13 protein-coding genes are annotated in these 16,260 nt (G+C 68.1%); 9 read left to right on the top strand and 4 right to left on the bottom strand.

What is annotated here, in order from left to right; all coding sequences use genetic code 11:
* Positions 1-9 precede the first annotated feature (9 nt).
* The 8 genes from DSM100685_RS07175 to DSM100685_RS07140 all read left to right on the top strand — a co-directional run bounded on the left by DSM100685_RS07175 (position 10) and on the right by DSM100685_RS07140 (position 9,350).
* Positions 10-1,467 (top strand): CHAP domain-containing protein, encoded by a 1,458-nt coding sequence (locus tag DSM100685_RS07175; protein ID WP_152350676.1) that lies wholly within the window; start codon positions 10-12, stop codon positions 1,465-1,467.
* A 158-nt stretch (positions 1,468-1,625) separates the two neighbouring features.
* Positions 1,626-2,099, top strand: coding sequence for an SsrA-binding protein SmpB (smpB, locus tag DSM100685_RS07170; RefSeq protein ID WP_152350675.1), 474 nt, complete (start codon positions 1,626-1,628; stop codon positions 2,097-2,099).
* Between the two features lie 119 nt (positions 2,100-2,218).
* Positions 2,219-3,142 carry an ABC transporter substrate-binding protein gene (locus tag DSM100685_RS07165; RefSeq protein ID WP_152350674.1) on the top strand — a complete coding sequence of 308 codons (924 nt, stop codon included), beginning with the start codon at positions 2,219-2,221 and terminating at the stop codon, positions 3,140-3,142.
* A gap of 164 nt (positions 3,143-3,306) precedes the next feature.
* Positions 3,307-4,224 carry an ABC transporter substrate-binding protein gene (locus tag DSM100685_RS07160; protein ID WP_152350673.1) on the top strand — a complete coding sequence of 306 codons (918 nt, stop codon included), beginning with the start codon at positions 3,307-3,309 and terminating at the stop codon, positions 4,222-4,224.
* Positions 4,225-4,258: 34 nt separating this feature from the next.
* Positions 4,259-5,254 carry an amino acid ABC transporter permease gene (locus DSM100685_RS07155; RefSeq protein WP_152350672.1) on the top strand — a complete coding sequence of 332 codons (996 nt, stop codon included), beginning with the start codon at positions 4,259-4,261 and terminating at the stop codon, positions 5,252-5,254.
* Between the two features lie 10 nt (positions 5,255-5,264).
* Positions 5,265-6,047: an amino acid ABC transporter ATP-binding protein gene (locus tag DSM100685_RS07150; RefSeq protein WP_152350671.1), complete on the top strand. Its 783-nt coding sequence runs from the start codon at positions 5,265-5,267 to the stop codon at positions 6,045-6,047.
* A 306-nt stretch (positions 6,048-6,353) separates the two neighbouring features.
* Positions 6,354-8,246 (top strand): glutamine--fructose-6-phosphate transaminase (isomerizing), encoded by a 1,893-nt coding sequence (gene glmS / locus DSM100685_RS07145; RefSeq protein WP_152350670.1) that lies wholly within the window; start codon positions 6,354-6,356, stop codon positions 8,244-8,246.
* 282 nt (positions 8,247-8,528) lie between these two features.
* The gene (locus tag DSM100685_RS07140) at positions 8,529-9,350 is read left to right on the top strand and encodes a pseudouridine synthase (RefSeq protein ID WP_152350707.1); all 822 of its coding nucleotides are present in this window, start codon (positions 8,529-8,531) and stop codon (positions 9,348-9,350) included.
* Positions 9,351-9,810: 460 nt separating this feature from the next.
* Here DSM100685_RS07140 and DSM100685_RS07135 read toward each other — a convergent pair whose 3' ends face one another.
* Positions 9,811-10,896 carry a LacI family DNA-binding transcriptional regulator gene (locus tag DSM100685_RS07135; protein ID WP_152350669.1) on the bottom strand — a complete coding sequence of 362 codons (1,086 nt, stop codon included), beginning with the start codon at positions 10,894-10,896 and terminating at the stop codon, positions 9,811-9,813.
* Between the two features lie 182 nt (positions 10,897-11,078).
* On the opposite strand from DSM100685_RS07135, the gene DSM100685_RS07130 reads away from it, so the two are divergent.
* Positions 11,079-13,154 (top strand): beta-galactosidase, encoded by a 2,076-nt coding sequence (locus tag DSM100685_RS07130; RefSeq protein WP_152350668.1) that lies wholly within the window; start codon positions 11,079-11,081, stop codon positions 13,152-13,154.
* A 90-nt stretch (positions 13,155-13,244) separates the two neighbouring features.
* Here DSM100685_RS07130 and DSM100685_RS07125 read toward each other — a convergent pair whose 3' ends face one another.
* The 3 genes from DSM100685_RS07125 to coaBC form a co-directional block, all read right to left on the bottom strand.
* Positions 13,245-14,018 carry a type III pantothenate kinase gene (locus DSM100685_RS07125; protein WP_152350667.1) on the bottom strand — a complete coding sequence of 258 codons (774 nt, stop codon included), beginning with the start codon at positions 14,016-14,018 and terminating at the stop codon, positions 13,245-13,247.
* 62 nt (positions 14,019-14,080) lie between these two features.
* Positions 14,081-14,854: a type III pantothenate kinase gene (locus DSM100685_RS07120; RefSeq protein WP_152350666.1), complete on the bottom strand. Its 774-nt coding sequence runs from the start codon at positions 14,852-14,854 to the stop codon at positions 14,081-14,083.
* Positions 14,855-14,857: 3 nt separating this feature from the next.
* Positions 14,858-16,174, bottom strand: coding sequence for a bifunctional phosphopantothenoylcysteine decarboxylase/phosphopantothenate--cysteine ligase CoaBC (gene coaBC / locus DSM100685_RS07115; RefSeq protein WP_152350665.1), 1,317 nt, complete (start codon positions 16,172-16,174; stop codon positions 14,858-14,860).
* Between the last annotated feature and the right edge of the window lie 86 nt (positions 16,175-16,260).

The raw sequence follows: 16,260 nt of genomic DNA, 5'->3' as shown, positions 1-16,260 counted from the left end.
TCGACCCATATGATGAACCAACGAGCCAAAGCATGGGCTGGATGGGCGCTGTGCGCCACCACGCTGCTGACCTGCGGACTGGCGAGCATGTCCACCGGCGTCGAAGAGGCGTCCGCCGTGCCCAGCTACTCCGAATACCAGCAGAAGCTGGCGTCCGCCGCGGACCTCAAGGCCCAGCTGGCCGGCGCGAGTGCGGACCTGCAGGACCAGATCGTCGCGCTCGACGACCTGACCGAGAACCAGATCCCCGCCGCGCAGGACGCCGCCGACCAGGCCGTGGCCGCCGCGCAGACCGCCAAGGAGGCCGCCGATGCCGCCGCCGAGCGACTGCAGGCCGCGCAGAAGGACAAGGCCGACCTCGAGGCGAAGATCGCCGAGACCGGCGCCGACTACGACGACGCCAAGGCCGCCGTGGCGCAGCTCGCCCGCGAAAGCTTCCACGGCTCCGACGCCTCCAAGGTGATGAGCGTGGTCACCAACTCGTCCACCGCGGACGACTTCGTGCAGAAGATGCAGGCCGACGCCGCCGTCACCCGCTCCGAGACGAACGCCGCGAACGACGCCGCCTCCACCCTGAGCACCTCCATGAACCGCCAGCAGCGCCTCGCCGCCATCGAGCAGGAGATCACCACCCTGAAGAAGCAGGCCGATCAGGACGCCGCCACCGCGCAGAAGGCCGCCGAGGACGCGCAGGCCAAGCAGCAGGAGCTCGAGGCCCTGCGCGACGAGGGCGACCAGAAGCGCCAGGCGCTCGAGGCCAAGGTGGCCCAGCTCACCGACGCCTCCGCCAAGGAGGCCGCCGAGGCGGTGCTCATCAAGTCGCAGATCGACGACTACAACAAGCAGCTCGCCGCCCAGCAGGCCGCCGCGGCCGCCGCCGCGGCGAAGAACGCGACGCAGGCGCAGGACGCCCCGTCCTCCAACTCCGGTTCGTCCAACTCGTCCAACAAGGGAAGCAGCTCCTCGGGTTCGTCGAGCTCCAGCTCAAACAAGGGCAGCTCCTCGAGCTCGTCCTCCAGCTCCACGCCGGTCAACAACAACGCTACCGCCAGCGGCATGAACTACTCGGTGCCCGGCAACTGCGCCCCGCACTCCCAGACCTGCTACGGCCACGCCACGCACGACTACTCCAGCACCTACCCGTGGAGCCAGTGCACGTGGTACGCGTACAACCGCCGCCACGACCTCAACCTGCCGGTCGGCACGCAGTTCGGCAACGGCGCGGACTGGGCGAACTCCGCCCGCTCCTACGGCTACCTCGTCAACAACACCCCGCACGTGGGCGCGGTGATCGTGTTCCGCCGCGGCCAGAACGGCGCCAGCGCGCAGTACGGCCACGTGGGCGTGGTGGAGCAGGTCCGCTCCGACGGCACGATCCTCATCTCCGAGTGCGGCGCCCGCATGATGGGCAAGGCCGGCACCCGCGTGATCCGCGATCCGCAGAACTACCAGTTCATCCACTACTGATCGTCACGGCGGGCGGGCCAACCGTCCGAACCGACGACGAACGCGCCGCATCCCGTCCGGGACGGCGCGTTCGTGCTATCGTAGACGCCTTGCAGCGTCGGAACGGGATTCGCCGGGACGCTGACGACTTATGTGACGACTTATGAAGGGAGGGCGCAATGGCCAAGGAACAGGGCACCAAGCTGATCGTGCAGAACCGCAGGGCGCGGCACGACTACACCATCGAGGACAAGTACGAGGCGGGCCTCGCCCTGACCGGCACCGAGGTGAAGTCCCTGAGGGAGGGGCGCGCGTCGCTGGCCGAGGCGTTCATCTCGATCGACCGCCGCGGCGAGATCTGGCTCGAGAACGCGAATATCCCCGAATACCTCAACGGCACGTGGAACAACCACGCGCCCAAGCGCAAGCGCAAGCTGCTGCTGCACGCCGCGCAGATCGCCAAGCTGTCGCGCCAGATCGAGGCCAAGGGCTACACGATCGTGCCGATCAGCCTGTACTTCAAGGACGGTCGCGTCAAGGCGGAGATCGCACTGGCCCGCGGCAAGCGCGAGTTCGACAAGCGCCAGGCCCTGCGCGAGGAGCAGGACAAGCGCGAGGCGCTGCGCATCATGCGCTACAAGAACATGCGGTGACGACATGCAGGTGGCGCCCGGCCGGTAATGGTCAGGTAACGCGCGCGTAGCATAACCTCCTTAAGGTTTCCCGTACTGGCCCGGTGGATCCTTCCCGGGCCGCAACGAGAGGAAACCCCATGAAGATCAAGTCCCTCGCCGCCGCCGTCATGGGCGCGGCAATGCTGTTCTCCGTCGCCGCGTGCGGCACCAGCGACGCCACCGACAACAACGCATCCGCCGGAGCGTCCGGCTCGTCGAACGCCACGCAGGGCTTCGACGTGAGCTCGGTCGCCAAGGACGACGCGATCGCCGCCCTCGTGCCGGACTCCGTGAAGTCCGACGGCAAGCTCACCGTGGGCATGGACACCTCCTACGCGCCGGCCGAATTCCTCGACGGCAGCCAGAAGCCCGTCGGCTACGACGTGGACCTCGCCAAGGCGCTCGGCAAGGTCATGGGGCTGGAGACCGAACCGGTCACGTCCACCTTCGACTCGATCCTGCCGTCCATCGGATCCAAGTACGACATCGGCATCTCGTCGTTCACCATCACCGACGAGCGCAAGGACGCCGTGGACTTCGTGAGCTACTACAAGGCCGGCTCCACATGGGCCGTGAAGAAGGGCAACCCGGAGAAGTTCGACTCCTCGAACCTGTGCGGCCTCAAGATCGCGGTGCAGACCGGCACCACGCAGGAGGAGGAGGTCAACGCGGACAACGAGAAGTGCCCGGCCGACAAGAAGATCGAAATCCTGTCCAACAAGCTGCAGACCGACGTGACCACCAACGTGGTGACCGGCAAGGCCGTCGCCTTCTACGCGGACTCCCCGGTGGCCGGCTACGCGATCAGCCAGACCGGCGGCCAGCTCGAATCCTTCGGCGAGGACGTGGGCGTGGCCACGCAGGGCATCGCCATCAAGAAGGGCGACTCCGCGATGGACGAGGCCGTGCAGAAGGCCGTGACCAAGCTCATGGACGACGGCACGTACGCGAAGATCCTCGACCAGTGGGGCGTCAAGTCCGGCTCGGTCGACAAGGCGGAGATCAACCCCGTCGCCGACTGACGCGGCACCGGCCCGTCGGGGCGCGTTGATTCCAAGCGGCCCGTCCGGAAATGACGCCCATGAGGGGACGCCGTTTTCCGGGCGGGCCGCTTAACGTTGTCGTAGCAGGACGTCATTATGGTGTTTTCCCAGTAGAGACACCGAGAGTGAAGGAAACGCATTCCATGACGTTCAGGTTCAAGTCCGCCGTCGCCGCGCTCGCCGGCGCATCCATGCTGATGTCCCTCGCCGCGTGCGGCACCACCGACGAGGGCGAGGCCGCCCCCGAAGGCACCGTCACGCAGGGCTACGACGTGAGCTCGGTCGCCAAGGACGACGCGATCGCCGCGCTCGTGCCCGACTCCGTGAAGTCCGACGGCAAGCTGTCCGTCGGCATGGAGCTGAGCTACGCGCCCGCCGAATTCCTCGCCGCCGACGGCACCACGCCGCTCGGCTACGACGTGGACATCTCGCACGCCCTCGCCAAGGTGATGGGCCTCGAATCCGAGATCGTCTCCTCCACCTTCGACTCGATCGTCCCGTCCGTGGGCGCCAAGTACGACCTCGGCATCACGGCCATGACCATCACCCCCGAGCGCCTCGACGCCGTGGACTTCGTGAGCTACTACAAGGCCGGCTCCACGTGGGCCGTCAAGAAGGGCAACCCGAACGGCGTGGACACCTCCAACCTGTGCGGCCTCAAGGTGGCCGTGCAGACCGGCACCGTGCAGGAGCAGGAGGCCAACGACGCCAACGCGAACTGCCCGGCCGACAAGAAGATCGAGGTGCTCTCCAGCAAGCTGCAGACCGACGCCGCCACCAACGTGGTGACCGGCAAGGCCGACGTGTTCTACGCGGACTCCCCGGTGGCCGGCTACGCGATCAGCCAGACCGGCGGCCAGCTCGAGGCGCTCGGCGGCAACGTCGGCTCCGTCAAGCAGGGCATCGCCATCAAAAAGGGCGACGCGGCCATGGACGAGGCCGTGCAGAAGGCCATGACCAAGCTCATGGACGACGGCACGTACATGAACATCCTCAAGCATTGGGGCGTCGAGTCCGGCGCTCTCGACAAGGCCGAGATCAATCCGACCGACCTCGAGTAAACCGGCTTCGGGCAAGACGACAAAGGGGGCCGACATGGCGAAGAAGGAAATCGACGGCGAGGGGCTGGACATCCCCAACCGCATCAAGGCGCTGCCCGTCAGGCGCACGGGTCCGATCGTCGCCGCGGTGATCGTGGCGCTGTTCGCGGCCATGCTCATCCAGGGGCTCGTCACCAACGAGCGCCTCGACTGGCCGACCGTGTGGAAGTACCTGTTCAACGAGAACGTGCTCAACGGCGTGCGCTACACGCTCGAGCTCACCGTCATCTCCATGGTGGTGGCCATTATCCTGTCGGTGATCCTCGCCGTCATGCGCAAGTCCATCAACCCGGTGCTCAGGGGCGTGAGCTGGTTCTTCATCTGGTTCTTCCGCGGCACCCCGGTCTACACGCAGCTCGTGTTCTGGGGCCTGTTCTCCGTGCTCGTGCCCAAGCTCTCGCTCGGCATCCCGTTCACTGACGTCTCGTTCTGGAGCATCGACTCGTCCGTGGTCGTCACCGCGTTCAACGCCGCGTGGATCGGTCTGGCCCTCAACGAGGCCGCGTACCTGTCCGAGATCGTGCGCGCCGGCCTCGAGGCCGTGGACAGCGGACAGACCGAGGCCGCCGAGGCGCTCGGCATGGGACGCACGCTGATCATGCGCCGCATCATCCTGCCGCAGGCCATGCGCATCATCATCCCGCCCACCGGCAACGAGACCATCGGCATGCTCAAGAGCACGTCCCTCGTGCTCGCCGTGCCGTTCACGTACGAACTCCAGTTCGCCACCAACGCCATCGCCAACCGCCTGTACAAGCCGATCCCGCTGCTGCTCGTGGCGTGCATCTGGTACCTGTTCATCACCTCCGTGATGATGGTCCTGCAGGCGCGGCTCGAAAAGCACTTCGGCAAGGGCTTCGACGCCCGGCCGGTCGGCACCAAGGGCAAGCAGCCGCCGTACGACCCGCCCTACCCGGGCCGGTCCGACGGCGAGCAGCGCGACGACGTCGCCAAGCTCAACCAGGCGACCTTCACCGGACTCAACGCGTAGGGAGGCAATCATGGCAGATACGACCACTCCGGCCATCAGGGCCATCGGCGTGCACAAGGCCTTCGGCTCCCTGCACGTGCTCAAGGGCGTGGACCTCACCGTCATGCCCGGCACCGTGACCGTGATCCTCGGGCCGTCCGGCTCGGGCAAGTCCACGTTCCTGCGCCTCATCAACCAGCTCGAAACGCTGACCGGCGGCGAGATCGACGTCAACGGCGAGATGATCGGCTACAAGACCGTCGAACGCCGCGGCAAACAGGTGCTCCAGACGCTCAACGACAAGGAGGTGGCCGCGCAGCGCGCCAAGCTCGGCATGGTGTTCCAGCGCTTCAACCTCTTCCCGCACATGACGGCCCTCGAAAACGTCATGGAGGCGCCGGTGCACGTCAAGCACATGAACAAGCACGAGGCGCGCGAACTGGCTGCCATGGAGCTCAACCGCGTGGGGCTCGGCGAGCGGCTCGACTACTACCCGGCACAGCTGTCCGGCGGCCAGCAGCAGCGCGTGGCCATCGCGCGCGCCCTCGCCATGAAGCCCGAGATCATGCTGTTCGACGAGCCGACCTCCGCGCTCGACCCCGAGCTCGTGGGCGAGGTGCTTAACGTGATGCGCTCGCTCGCCAAGGAGGGCATGACCATGGTGTGCGTGACCCACGAGATCGGCTTCGCGCGCGAGGTGGCCGACCAGGTGGTGTTCATGGACGGGGGCGTCGTGGTGGAGAAGGGCGGCCCCGAGATCATCGCGAACCCGACCGAGCCGAGGTTCAAGGACTTTTTGCAGCATGTGCTGTGAGTTCCTGTTCGTTGCACTCCGCCGCGGATAAGGACGCACCCCTCGCGATGCACTCGGGGCCGTTCGGCCTCGCACGGCCTTACGGCCGCGCTGATGACGATCGCGAGGGGTGCGTCCTTATCCGCGGCTCTGCACAGTGGCTTGTTGAGCGCCGCATGGTGCGTGTCCGGTTCCGGAGCGTTATCGGCGCAACGGCTCGGGGAGGCCGCCTGAAGCGCAAGGTGGGCGCAGGGGAATTGTGCGGATAGCGTGAGACGGCGGGTTGCGGTTTCGGGGTGCAACATCCATCCGCTAGGCTGTTGAGCCATGTGTGGAATCGTTGGATATGCAGGATCAGTCAAAACGGCGTGCGGCAAGCCCCTTGAGGTTTGCCTTCAGGGACTGCGGCGTCTCGAGTACCGCGGCTACGACTCGGCCGGCGTGGCGCTGAGCGCCCCCGGCATGGACCAGGTGGCCGTGCGCAAGAAGGCCGGCCGTCTCGACAACCTTGTGGCGGACATCGAGCGCAACCCCATGCCGGCCGCCACCGTGGGCATCGGCCACACCCGCTGGGCCACCAACGGCGTGCCGAGCGACGTGAACGCCCACCCGCACACCAGCCGCGACGGCAAGGTGGCGATCATCCACAACGGCATCATCGAAAACGCCTCGCAGCTGAGGCTCGACCTGCAGGCCGAGGGCTACCGGTTCTCGTCCAGCACCGACACCGAGGTGGCCGCCAAGCTGCTCGGCAAGATCGTCGGCACCATCATCGCCGAGGAGGGCAGGCCGGACCTGTTCAAGGCGGTCCGCCGCCTCGCGCGCATGCTCGAGGGCGCGTTCACCATCCTCGCCACCGACTGCCGCCAGCCGGACATCGTCGTCGGTGCGCGCCACGACTCGCCGCTCGTGGTGGGTCTCGGCGACGGCGAGAACTTCCTCGGCTCCGACGTGGCCGCGTTCGTCGCCTACACCAAGAACGCCATGGAGATCGACCAGGACCAGGCCGTGTGCGTGTCCGCGGACAAGGTCGTCGTCACCGACTTCGACGGTAACGTGGTGGAGAACCCCAAGACCTACACCGTGGACTGGGACGCCTCCGCCGCGGAGAAGGGCGGCTGGGACTCGTTCATGGACAAGGAGATCCACGAGGACCCCGCCGCCGTACAGCGCACCCTGCTCGGGCGCCTCAACAAGGCCGGCGACCTCAACCTCGACGAGGTGCACATCGACGAGCACGACTTCAAGGCCGTGGACAAGATCATCGTGATCGCGTGCGGCACCGCCTCCTACGCGGGCATGGTCGCCAAGTACGCGATCGAGCACTGGGTGCGCATCCCCGTGGAGGTGGAGCTCGCGCACGAGTTCCGCTACCGCGACCCGATCCTCACGCCGCGCACGCTGGTGGTGGCCATCTCGCAGTCCGGCGAGACCATGGACACGCTCATGGCCCTGCGCCACGCGCGCGAGCAGGGCTCCAAGGTGCTCGCCATCTGCAACACGCAGGGCGCGTCCATCCCGCGCGAGTCCGACGCCGTGCTCTACACGCACGCCGGCCCGGAGGTGGCCGTCGCGTCCACCAAGGCGTTCGTGGCGCAGATCACCGCCGCCTACCTGCTCGGCCTGTACCTCGCGCAGGTCAAGGGCGCCATGTTCCGCGACGAAATCCATCAGGTGCTCGACTCCCTCAAGCACATGCCCGCCAAGATCCAGTGGGTCATCGACACGCAGTCGTCCGCCATCCAGGCCGCGGCCAAGCGCATGGTCGACGCGAAGTCCTTCCTGTTCCTCGGCCGCCACGTGGGCTACCCGGTGGCGCTCGAGGGCGCGCTGAAGCTCAAGGAGATCGCCTACACGTTCACCGAGGGCTTCGCGGCCGGCGAGCTCAAGCACGGGCCCATCGCACTCGTGGACGAGGGCGAGCCCGTGGTGTTCATCGTGCCGCCCGAGCGCGGGCGCAATGTGCTGCACGCCAAGGTCATCTCCGGCATCGAGGAGGTTCGGGCCCGCGGCGCGTTCGTGATCGCCGTGGCGGAGGAGGGCGACCCGGACGTGGAGCGCTACGCGGACGTGGTGTTCTGGCGTCCCAAGTGCCCCACGCTCATGAGCCCGCTCGTGGACGTGGTGCCGCTGCAGCTGTTCGCCATGGACATGGCCAACCTCAAGGGGTACGACGTCGACAAGCCGCGCAATCTGGCGAAGTCCGTGACCGTGGAGTAGTGAGCCTCATTTACTCCGGCGTCGGAAGCCGCATGGCATGCGCGACGCGCTCGAGGCCGCCCTGCCATCGCTCGTTGCGCTCGCTGGCCTACGGTCGCGCGTGCCATGCCCATGCGGCTTCTCCGGCGTCTTTGCGTATTCCGGTAATGGCTTCACGGGTTGGAATACGCGTATTGCGCGGGGCCGACTGGTCGTTGAAGCGCCAAATGGGAGTTGGTCTGCGGTTGATCGGGTGGGCGAGGAGGATGCGTGACGGAGAGAGCTGAGAGACCACACCGGTGGGTGGTGGAGGAACCGCGGATCCCGTTCGACTTCGAGGTGCTGTACGAGGACGAGCGGATCGTGGTCGTGGACAAGCCGCACTTCCTCGCCACCACGCCGCGTGGCATGTGGTACCGCGAAACCGCGCTCATCCGGCTGCGGGAACGGTACGGGGAACCGGACATCACGCCAGCGCACCGGCTCGACCGGCTCACCGCGGGCGTGGTGGTGTTCGTGCGCAGGCCGGAGTTCCGCGGCGCCTACCAGATGCTGTTCCAGAATCATGTGGCCGTGAAGACCTACGAATGCCTGGCGCCGTGCGCTCCGGCGGCGCGGCCCCGGTTCGGCACCGTGGAGCGTCTGGAGCCGCCGCGCGTGTTCCCGCTGCTGCGGCGGTCGCGCATCGTGAAGCGGCGGGGGATTCTGCAGGCGTACGAGGAGCCGGGCGAGGTGAACGCGGAAAGCGTCATCGAGCTGGGGGCCGTTGGGGCGAACGGGATCGGGAGTTTCGACGGCGGGCGCGGCGGCTGCGCGGACGGGCGCGGTGCCGGGCGCGACGAACGTTCCGGATGCGGCGGCGTGCGCTCCGGCGGCCGCGGTCCCGGCGTGCGCGCGTACACGCTGCGCCCGCGCACCGGCAAGACCCACCAGTTGCGCGTGCACATGGCCTCGCTGGGACTGCCCATCGTGGGCGACGACTTCTATCCGGTGCTGCGCGAGCCGCGCCCCTACGACGACTTCTCCGAACCGCTGGAGCTGGTGGCGCGCACGCTCGAATTCACCGACCCGGTGACCGGGGAGCCGCGGCGGTTCGTCTCGCGCGTGCCGCTGGGCGGCCGGTGAGCGGAGACGGTTTTGCGGGACGCGTTTTGGCGGAGCGTTGACCAATGCATCGCGTCGATCCAGACGGCCGCGAGTGACTTCCGCGACCGATTCTCGCGCTATTCGGCTTTCCAAGGGCGGATTTTCCGCCGTGCGAACATCTACTTGGCCTTCCTAGGGCACTCGTCTGACGGTAATCGAGGCGAAAACCGCTGAAAATGGCGACGATACGGTGAAGCCACGCCGTCGCTCCCGCATTGAGGCGCCCTCGGAAGAGCGAGTAGATGTCCGCATCTTCCGAAATCTGCCCTCGGAAGGCTGAGTAGCGGCTCATACGGTGGTTTGGCGGCGCCGGATGCGGGTGCATGGGTGGGGCGGACCGTGCAGAGGGCGCCGTCTGCGGGCATTTGGGGTTCCGCATGCACCCGTGCGGTGGCTTATGCCGGTCACCGGACGGGTGCATGCGGAACCCCTTCGGCGGCTATGCCCGGCCGCTAGGCCCCGCGGCGACCGAGCCGCGCTTCACCAGCTCCACGGGCAGCACGTTGCGCACGCCGGTGGGTGGTTCCTCGCCCTCGCATGCGCGCATCACCATGGTGAACGCGCGCTCGCCGATCGCGTCGAACGGCAGGCGCATAGTGTCGAGGTCGAGCCGCGGCACGACGGCGGTCAGGGAGTCGTCCACGCCGATCACGCTCACGTCCTCGGGCACGCGGCGGCCGCTGGCGCGCATGGCGAGCATGCAGCCGTACGCCATCTGGTCGTTGGAGGCGTACACCGCCGTGCAGTTCGGATCGCGGGCGAGTTCCAGACCCGCGTCGTAGCCGGAGTCGGCGCTCCAATCGCCGCGCAGCACCGGGGGAGCGGCGGCGCCGCGGCGCTCCAGCGCCGCCCGCCACGCCTGCTCGCGCTCCTGCGAGGAGCATGAGGATTCCGGTCCGGCGATGTGGTACACCGTGCGGTGCCCTTCGTCTAGCAGCAGCCCCACCGCCTGCTCGGAGCAGTCGAGCTGGTCGGCGTCCACGGTGATGCAGCCGGGCAGCGGCCCCTCGGTGATGAGCACGATGGGCAGCCTTTCGGTCGGCAGGAACGGCGTGAGGTCCGCGGGCCGGCGTTCCAGCGCGATGATCACGCCGTCGATGGGCAGCGTGCGCATGCGCGCGAGGGCCCGCGCGGGCGTGAAGGCGGGCTCACCGGCGGTGGGGGCGAGGTTGGCGGAGCCATGGCCGTCGTCCCCGTCGTTTCCCCCGTCCAGCGTGAGCAGCGTGACGGCGTAGCCGTGGCGCGCGGCGGTGGCGCTGATGCCGGACAGGATGCGCATGTTGCCGGTCTGCGTGGTGTTGAACAGGATGACGCCGATGTTGTTGAACCGGCCGTGCTTGAGCGCGCGGGCCGCGTAGTTGGGTCGGTACCCGAGTTCGCGCATGGCCCGGCGCACGCGCTCGGCGGTCTCGGGGCGCACGAGGTCGCTGCCGTTGGCGACGCGCGAGACGGTTTGGGATGACACGCCGGCGTATTGCGCCACCTCGCGCAGGGAAACCGAGCCGTGTCGCCGGGAATTGGTCATGCCGCCGCCTTTCGTGCGTCTGTTGTGCGTCTGCCGTGCGTCTGCTGTGCGTCGGTCACGCCATCGGCCGGGCGTGTTCGCGAAGGCGCGAAGTCGTTGCCCCTGCTATGATGATAACGCAAACATTCCTGCGGTCCGGGACTTCCGGGCCACAAGGACAATCGTAACGACAAGGAGGTCAGATGGCACGCAGGGAACACCGATGGCCGCAGCCGCTCGCCGGGCAGCAGGCCCGCATCTGGTACGGCGGCGACTACAACCCTGACCAGTGGCCGGAGGACGTGTGGGACGATGACGTGCGCCTGATGAAGAAGGCCGGCGTCAACCTCGTTTCCGTGGGCATCTTCAGCTGGGCGAGGATCGAGACGTCGGAGGGCGTGTTCGACTTCGACTGGCTCGACCGCATCATCGACAAGCTCGGCAAGGCCGGCATCGCCGTGGACCTCGCGTCCGCCACCGCCTCGCCGCCGATGTGGCTCACCCAGGCCCACCCCGAGGTGCTGTGGAAGGACTACCGCGGCGACGTGTGCAACCCCGGGGCCCGCCAGCACTGGCGCCCCACCAGCCCCGTGTTCCGCGAGTACGCCCTCAAGTTGTGCCGCGCGATGGCCGAGCACTACAAGGACAACCCGTACGTGGTCGCCTGGCACGTGGGCAACGAGTACGGCTGCCACAACCGCTTCGACTACTCCGACGACGCCATGCGCGCGTTCCAGGATTGGTGCAGGGCCCGCTACGGGACCATCGACGCCGTGAACGACGCGTGGGGCACCGCCTTCTGGTCGCAGCGCATGAACGACTTCAGCGAGATCGTCCCGCCGCGCTTCATCGGCGACGGCAACTTCATGAACCCCGGCAAGCTGCTCGACTTCAAGCGCTTCAGCTCCGACGCCCTCAAGGCGTTCTACGAGGCCGAACGCGACGCGCTCGCCGAGATCACGCCCGGTCTGCCGCTGACCACCAACTTCATGATCTCCGCCGGCGGCACCTGCCTCGACTACGCCGACTGGGCCGACGAGGTGGACTTCGTCTCCAACGACCACTACTTCACGCCCGGCGAGGCGCACCTCGACGAGCTCGCGTACGCCGCGTCCTTCACCGACGGCGTGGCGCGCAAGGACCCGTGGTTCCTCATGGAGAACTCCACGTCCGCCGTGAACTGGCGCGAGGTCAACTTCCGCAAGGAGCCCGGACAGCTCGTGCGCGACGCCCTGACGCACCTTGCCATGGGCGCGAACGCGATCTGCTTCTTCCAGTGGCGGCAGTCCAAGGCCGGCGCCGAGAAGTTCCACTCCGCCATGGTCCCGCACGCGGGCGAGGACAGCCAGGTCTACCGCGACGTGTGCGAGCTGGGCGCGGATCTGAACAAGCTCGCCGACGAGGGCCTGCTCGGCACGAAGCTCGTCAAGTCCAAGGTGGCCGTGGTGTTCGACTACCAGTCGCAGTGGGCCACCGAGCACACCGCCACGCCCACGCAGCATGTGCGTCACTGGACCGAGCCGCTCGCGTGGTTCCGCGCGCTCGCCGACCAGGGCGTGACCGCCGACGTGGTGCCCGTGGGCGGTGCCTGGGACGAGTACGAGGCCGTGGTGCTGCCCAGCCTGTACCTCATCGACGAGGCGACCGCCCGCCGCGTGCGCGAGTATGTGGCCGACGGCGGCAAGTTGCTCGTGAGCTCCTACACCGGCATCTCCGACGAGAGGGACCACGTGTGGCTCGGCGGCTACCCGGGCGCCATCCGCGACGTGGTGGGCGTGCGCATCGAGGAGTTCGCGCCGCTCGCCGAGGGCGACGGCACGCCCGACCACCTGGATCTGAGCAACGGGGCCGTGGCGCACGACCTCGCCGACGTGATCACCTCCGTGGCCGACACCGCCAAGGTGCTCGCCACGTTCAGGGACGACCCGTGGACCGGCATGGACGGACGTCCGGCCATCACCGTCAACGAGTACGGCGACGGCAAGGCCGCGTACGTGGCCGGTCTGCTCGGGCGAGAGGGGCTGGCGCTGAGCTTGCCGCAGCTGCTCGACGAGCTGGGCGTCGACACCCCGATGGAGACGGATTGCGCCGACGTGCTGCGCGTGGAGCGCGCGGACGAGTCGGACGAGAACCACTTCGTGTTCCTGTTCAACCGCACGCACGCGGACGCCGTGGTGGACGTGGAGGGCGAGCCGGTCGTGAGCTCGCTGGTCCACCTCACCATGAGCGAGCACTCCGCCGTCATCAAGCCGAACGGCGTGCTCGTCGTGAAGCTGTAGGCGGCGTAGGGCCGTAAAGACGGTGGGGGCTCGCTTCCGCGCAATGCGGAGCGGCCCCCACCGCCGTTTTACGGATTGCCCGCGTGCGGCCTACCGCGCGGCGCGGGTGCGCTGGTGGATGATCGCCATGCCCTTGAAGATGAGGTCCGGGTCGTACACGTCGATCAGGTCCGTGTCGTCGGCGAACACGCGGCCGAGCCCTCCGGTGGCCACCACCTGGAAGTCCTCGTCGATCTCGTCGCGGAACTGGCGGATCGTGCGCTCGATGCCGCCGAGGAAGTTGTAGTACAGGCCCGCCTGCATGGCCGTCCTCGTGCCCTTGGCGAGGATGGTCTTCGGACGGGTGATCTCCACCTCGGGCAGCTGCGCGGTGCCGCCCCACAGGGCCGCCGCGGCCGTGCGGATGCCCGTGGTGATGAGCCCGGCGGTGATGGTGCCGCGCCCGTCCACGTAGTTGAACGTGGTGGCCGTGCCGAAGTCCGCCACGAGCGCCGGGCCGCCGTACACGTGGTAGGCGCCCGCGCAGTCGGCGAGGCAGTCGGCGCCCATGGACTTCGGGTCGTCCATGCGGATGTTGATGCCGGTCTTCACGCCCGGTCCCACCACCATGGGCTCGATGCGCAGGAACTTCACGATCGAGGCGCGGAACGAGTGCATCACCTTCGGCACCACCGAGGCGACGATCACGTCGTCCACGTCGTCCGGCGAGAACCCGGACATGTCGAGGAATTCGGTGAGCAGCAGGCCGTACTCGTCCGACGTGTGGTTGGCCTTCGTGGTGATGCGGTACGTGCCCGCGATCCGGCCCCCCTCGAGGAATCCGAGCTTGATGTTGGTGTTGCCGATGTCGACTGCGACGAGCATGCGTTCTGCGTCCCTTCTCTTGGTTCGTGGCGGCTGGTTTGCGGCGGTGGCGGGCGTTCCGGTCAGGACTTGTGGCGCTGCCGTGCGTAAATGATCGCGAGGCCCTTGAAGATGAGGTCCCGGTCGTACACGTCGATCGCCGCCGTGGCGTGCGTGAGGATCCCGCCGAGACCGCCGGTGGCGACGACCGTGAAGTCCGCGCCCGTCTCCCTGCGGAACTGGCGGATCGTGCACTCCACGCCGCCCAGAAACCCGTAGAACAGACCGGCGCGCATGGCCGCCGTGGTGTTGGTGCCCATGACCGTGCCCGGGTCGCCGAGCTCCACCTCGGGCAGCTGCGCGGTCTGGCCCCACAGCGCGTTCGCCGCGGTCTGCATGCCGATGCCGATCGCCCCTGCGCAAAACGAGCCGTGCGCGTCCACGTAGTCGTAGGTGGTGGCGGTGCCGAAGTCGATCACCAGCACGGGCCCGCCGTACAGCGCGTACGCGCCCACCGAGTCGGCGATGCGGTCGGCGCCCACGGCCTTGGGGTTGTCCATGCGCACGTCGAGCCCGGTGGGCACGCCCGGGCCGAGCACGACCGGCTCGAGCCCCAGGAACTTCACGATCGAATTGCGGAACGCGTGCATGACCTTCGGCACCACGGAGGAGATGACCACGCCGTCGAACTCGCGCGGCCGCACGCCGGACATGGCCATGAACCGCTTGAGCATGAGCGCGTACTCGTCCGACGTGTGGTGGTTCTTCGTGGTGATGCGGTACGTGCCGACCACCGTGCCGCCGTCGAGGAAGCCCACGGAGATGTTGGTGTTGCCGATGTCCACCGCGAGGAGCATGCCTCAGGCCTCCCGCACGAAGTCGACGTCGAACATGGGCTGCTCGGCGAGCTTGTTCGCGTGGATCACCGCGAGGCGCTTCAGGATCAGCCCGGCGAGGTCCCCCTTGCCCATGATCGACAGCGGCTCGGGCGCGGCCCCGGGGGTGAGCACCGTGACCACGTTGGTGTCCGTGGCGAATCCGGCGCCGCGGTCGTTGAGGTTGTTGGCCACGAGCATGTCGCAGCGCTTCTCGTTGAGCTTCTCGGAGGCGCGCTCCACCAGATGCTCGGTCTCCATGGCGAAGCCGCACAGCACCTGCGGGCGCGGCTCCTCGGTGCCGTCGCCCAGCCGCACGCCCTCGCGCTTGTGCGCGCCGGCCCACGCGAGGATGTCCGGGTTGGAGACGAGCTTGAGCTCGAGCGTGTCCCGCCCGTGCTTCTTGATCTTCTGCGGGTGCACGTTCTCGGCGCGGAAGTCGCCCACGGCGGCGGCCATGACGGTGATGTCCGCGTCCCCGAATCGCTTGGAGACCGCGTCGAACATGTCCTTCGCGCTGGTCACGCGCACGGTGTCCACGCCGTCGGGGGCGTCGAGCGCGACCGGGCCGGAGACGAGCGTCACGTCGGCGCCCATGTCCCGCGCGGCCTCGGCGATCGCGTAGCCCATCTTGCCGGTCGAATGGTTGGTGAGGTAGCGCACCGGATCGAGCGATTCCTGCGTGGGGCCGGCGGTCACCAGCACGTTGAGGCCCCTCAGGGGCAGGGTGGACGGGTCGGCGTGCGCGCGCAGCAGGGCGGCCACGGCCCGCTCGATCACGGCCGGCTCCTCCATGCGCCCCTTGCCCACGTCCTCGCAGGCGAGCACGCCGGACTCCGGCTCCACGACCGTCCAGCCGTCCGACTTGCAGATCGCGAGGTTGCGCTGCGTGGCCGGGTTCGCATACATGTGCGTGTTCATGGCAGGGCACAGCATCTTCGGGCCCTCGTAGGCCAGCACGGTGGAGGTGAGCTCGTCGTCCGCGATGCCGTTCGCGATCCGCGCGATCACGTCCGCGCTCGCCGGGGCGACGACCAGCACGTCCGCCCACTTGGCGTCCTCGATGTGGCTGATGCCGGACGTGCCCGCCGCGTCCGAACCCGCCGCCGGGCCGTGGCCGAACATGGCCGTGCGCACCGGGTGGTGGGTGAGGGCGTTGAACGTGAGCGGGGTGACGAACTGCGCGCCGGCGGCCGTCATGACCACGCGCACCTCGTGGCCGGCCTTGGTCCAGTCGGAAGCCAGATGACAGGCCTTGAACGCGGCGATGCTGCCGGTGACCCCCAGAAGAATGTGCGCCATGAAACCTCCGATGCGCTTTACGGTCGCCGCGGGTCCATCCCGGTCGGCGCCGTCCGTCGATGCCGCCACCAGTATAGCGGCGGCGG

This window comes from Bifidobacterium avesanii (assembly GCF_009299475.1).
In the GTDB taxonomy this organism is placed as follows: Bacteria; Actinomycetota; Actinomycetes; order Actinomycetales; family Bifidobacteriaceae; genus Bifidobacterium; species Bifidobacterium avesanii.
The sequence above is the reverse complement of the archived record's forward strand: the minus strand, read 5'-3'. Positions and strand labels throughout refer to the sequence as shown.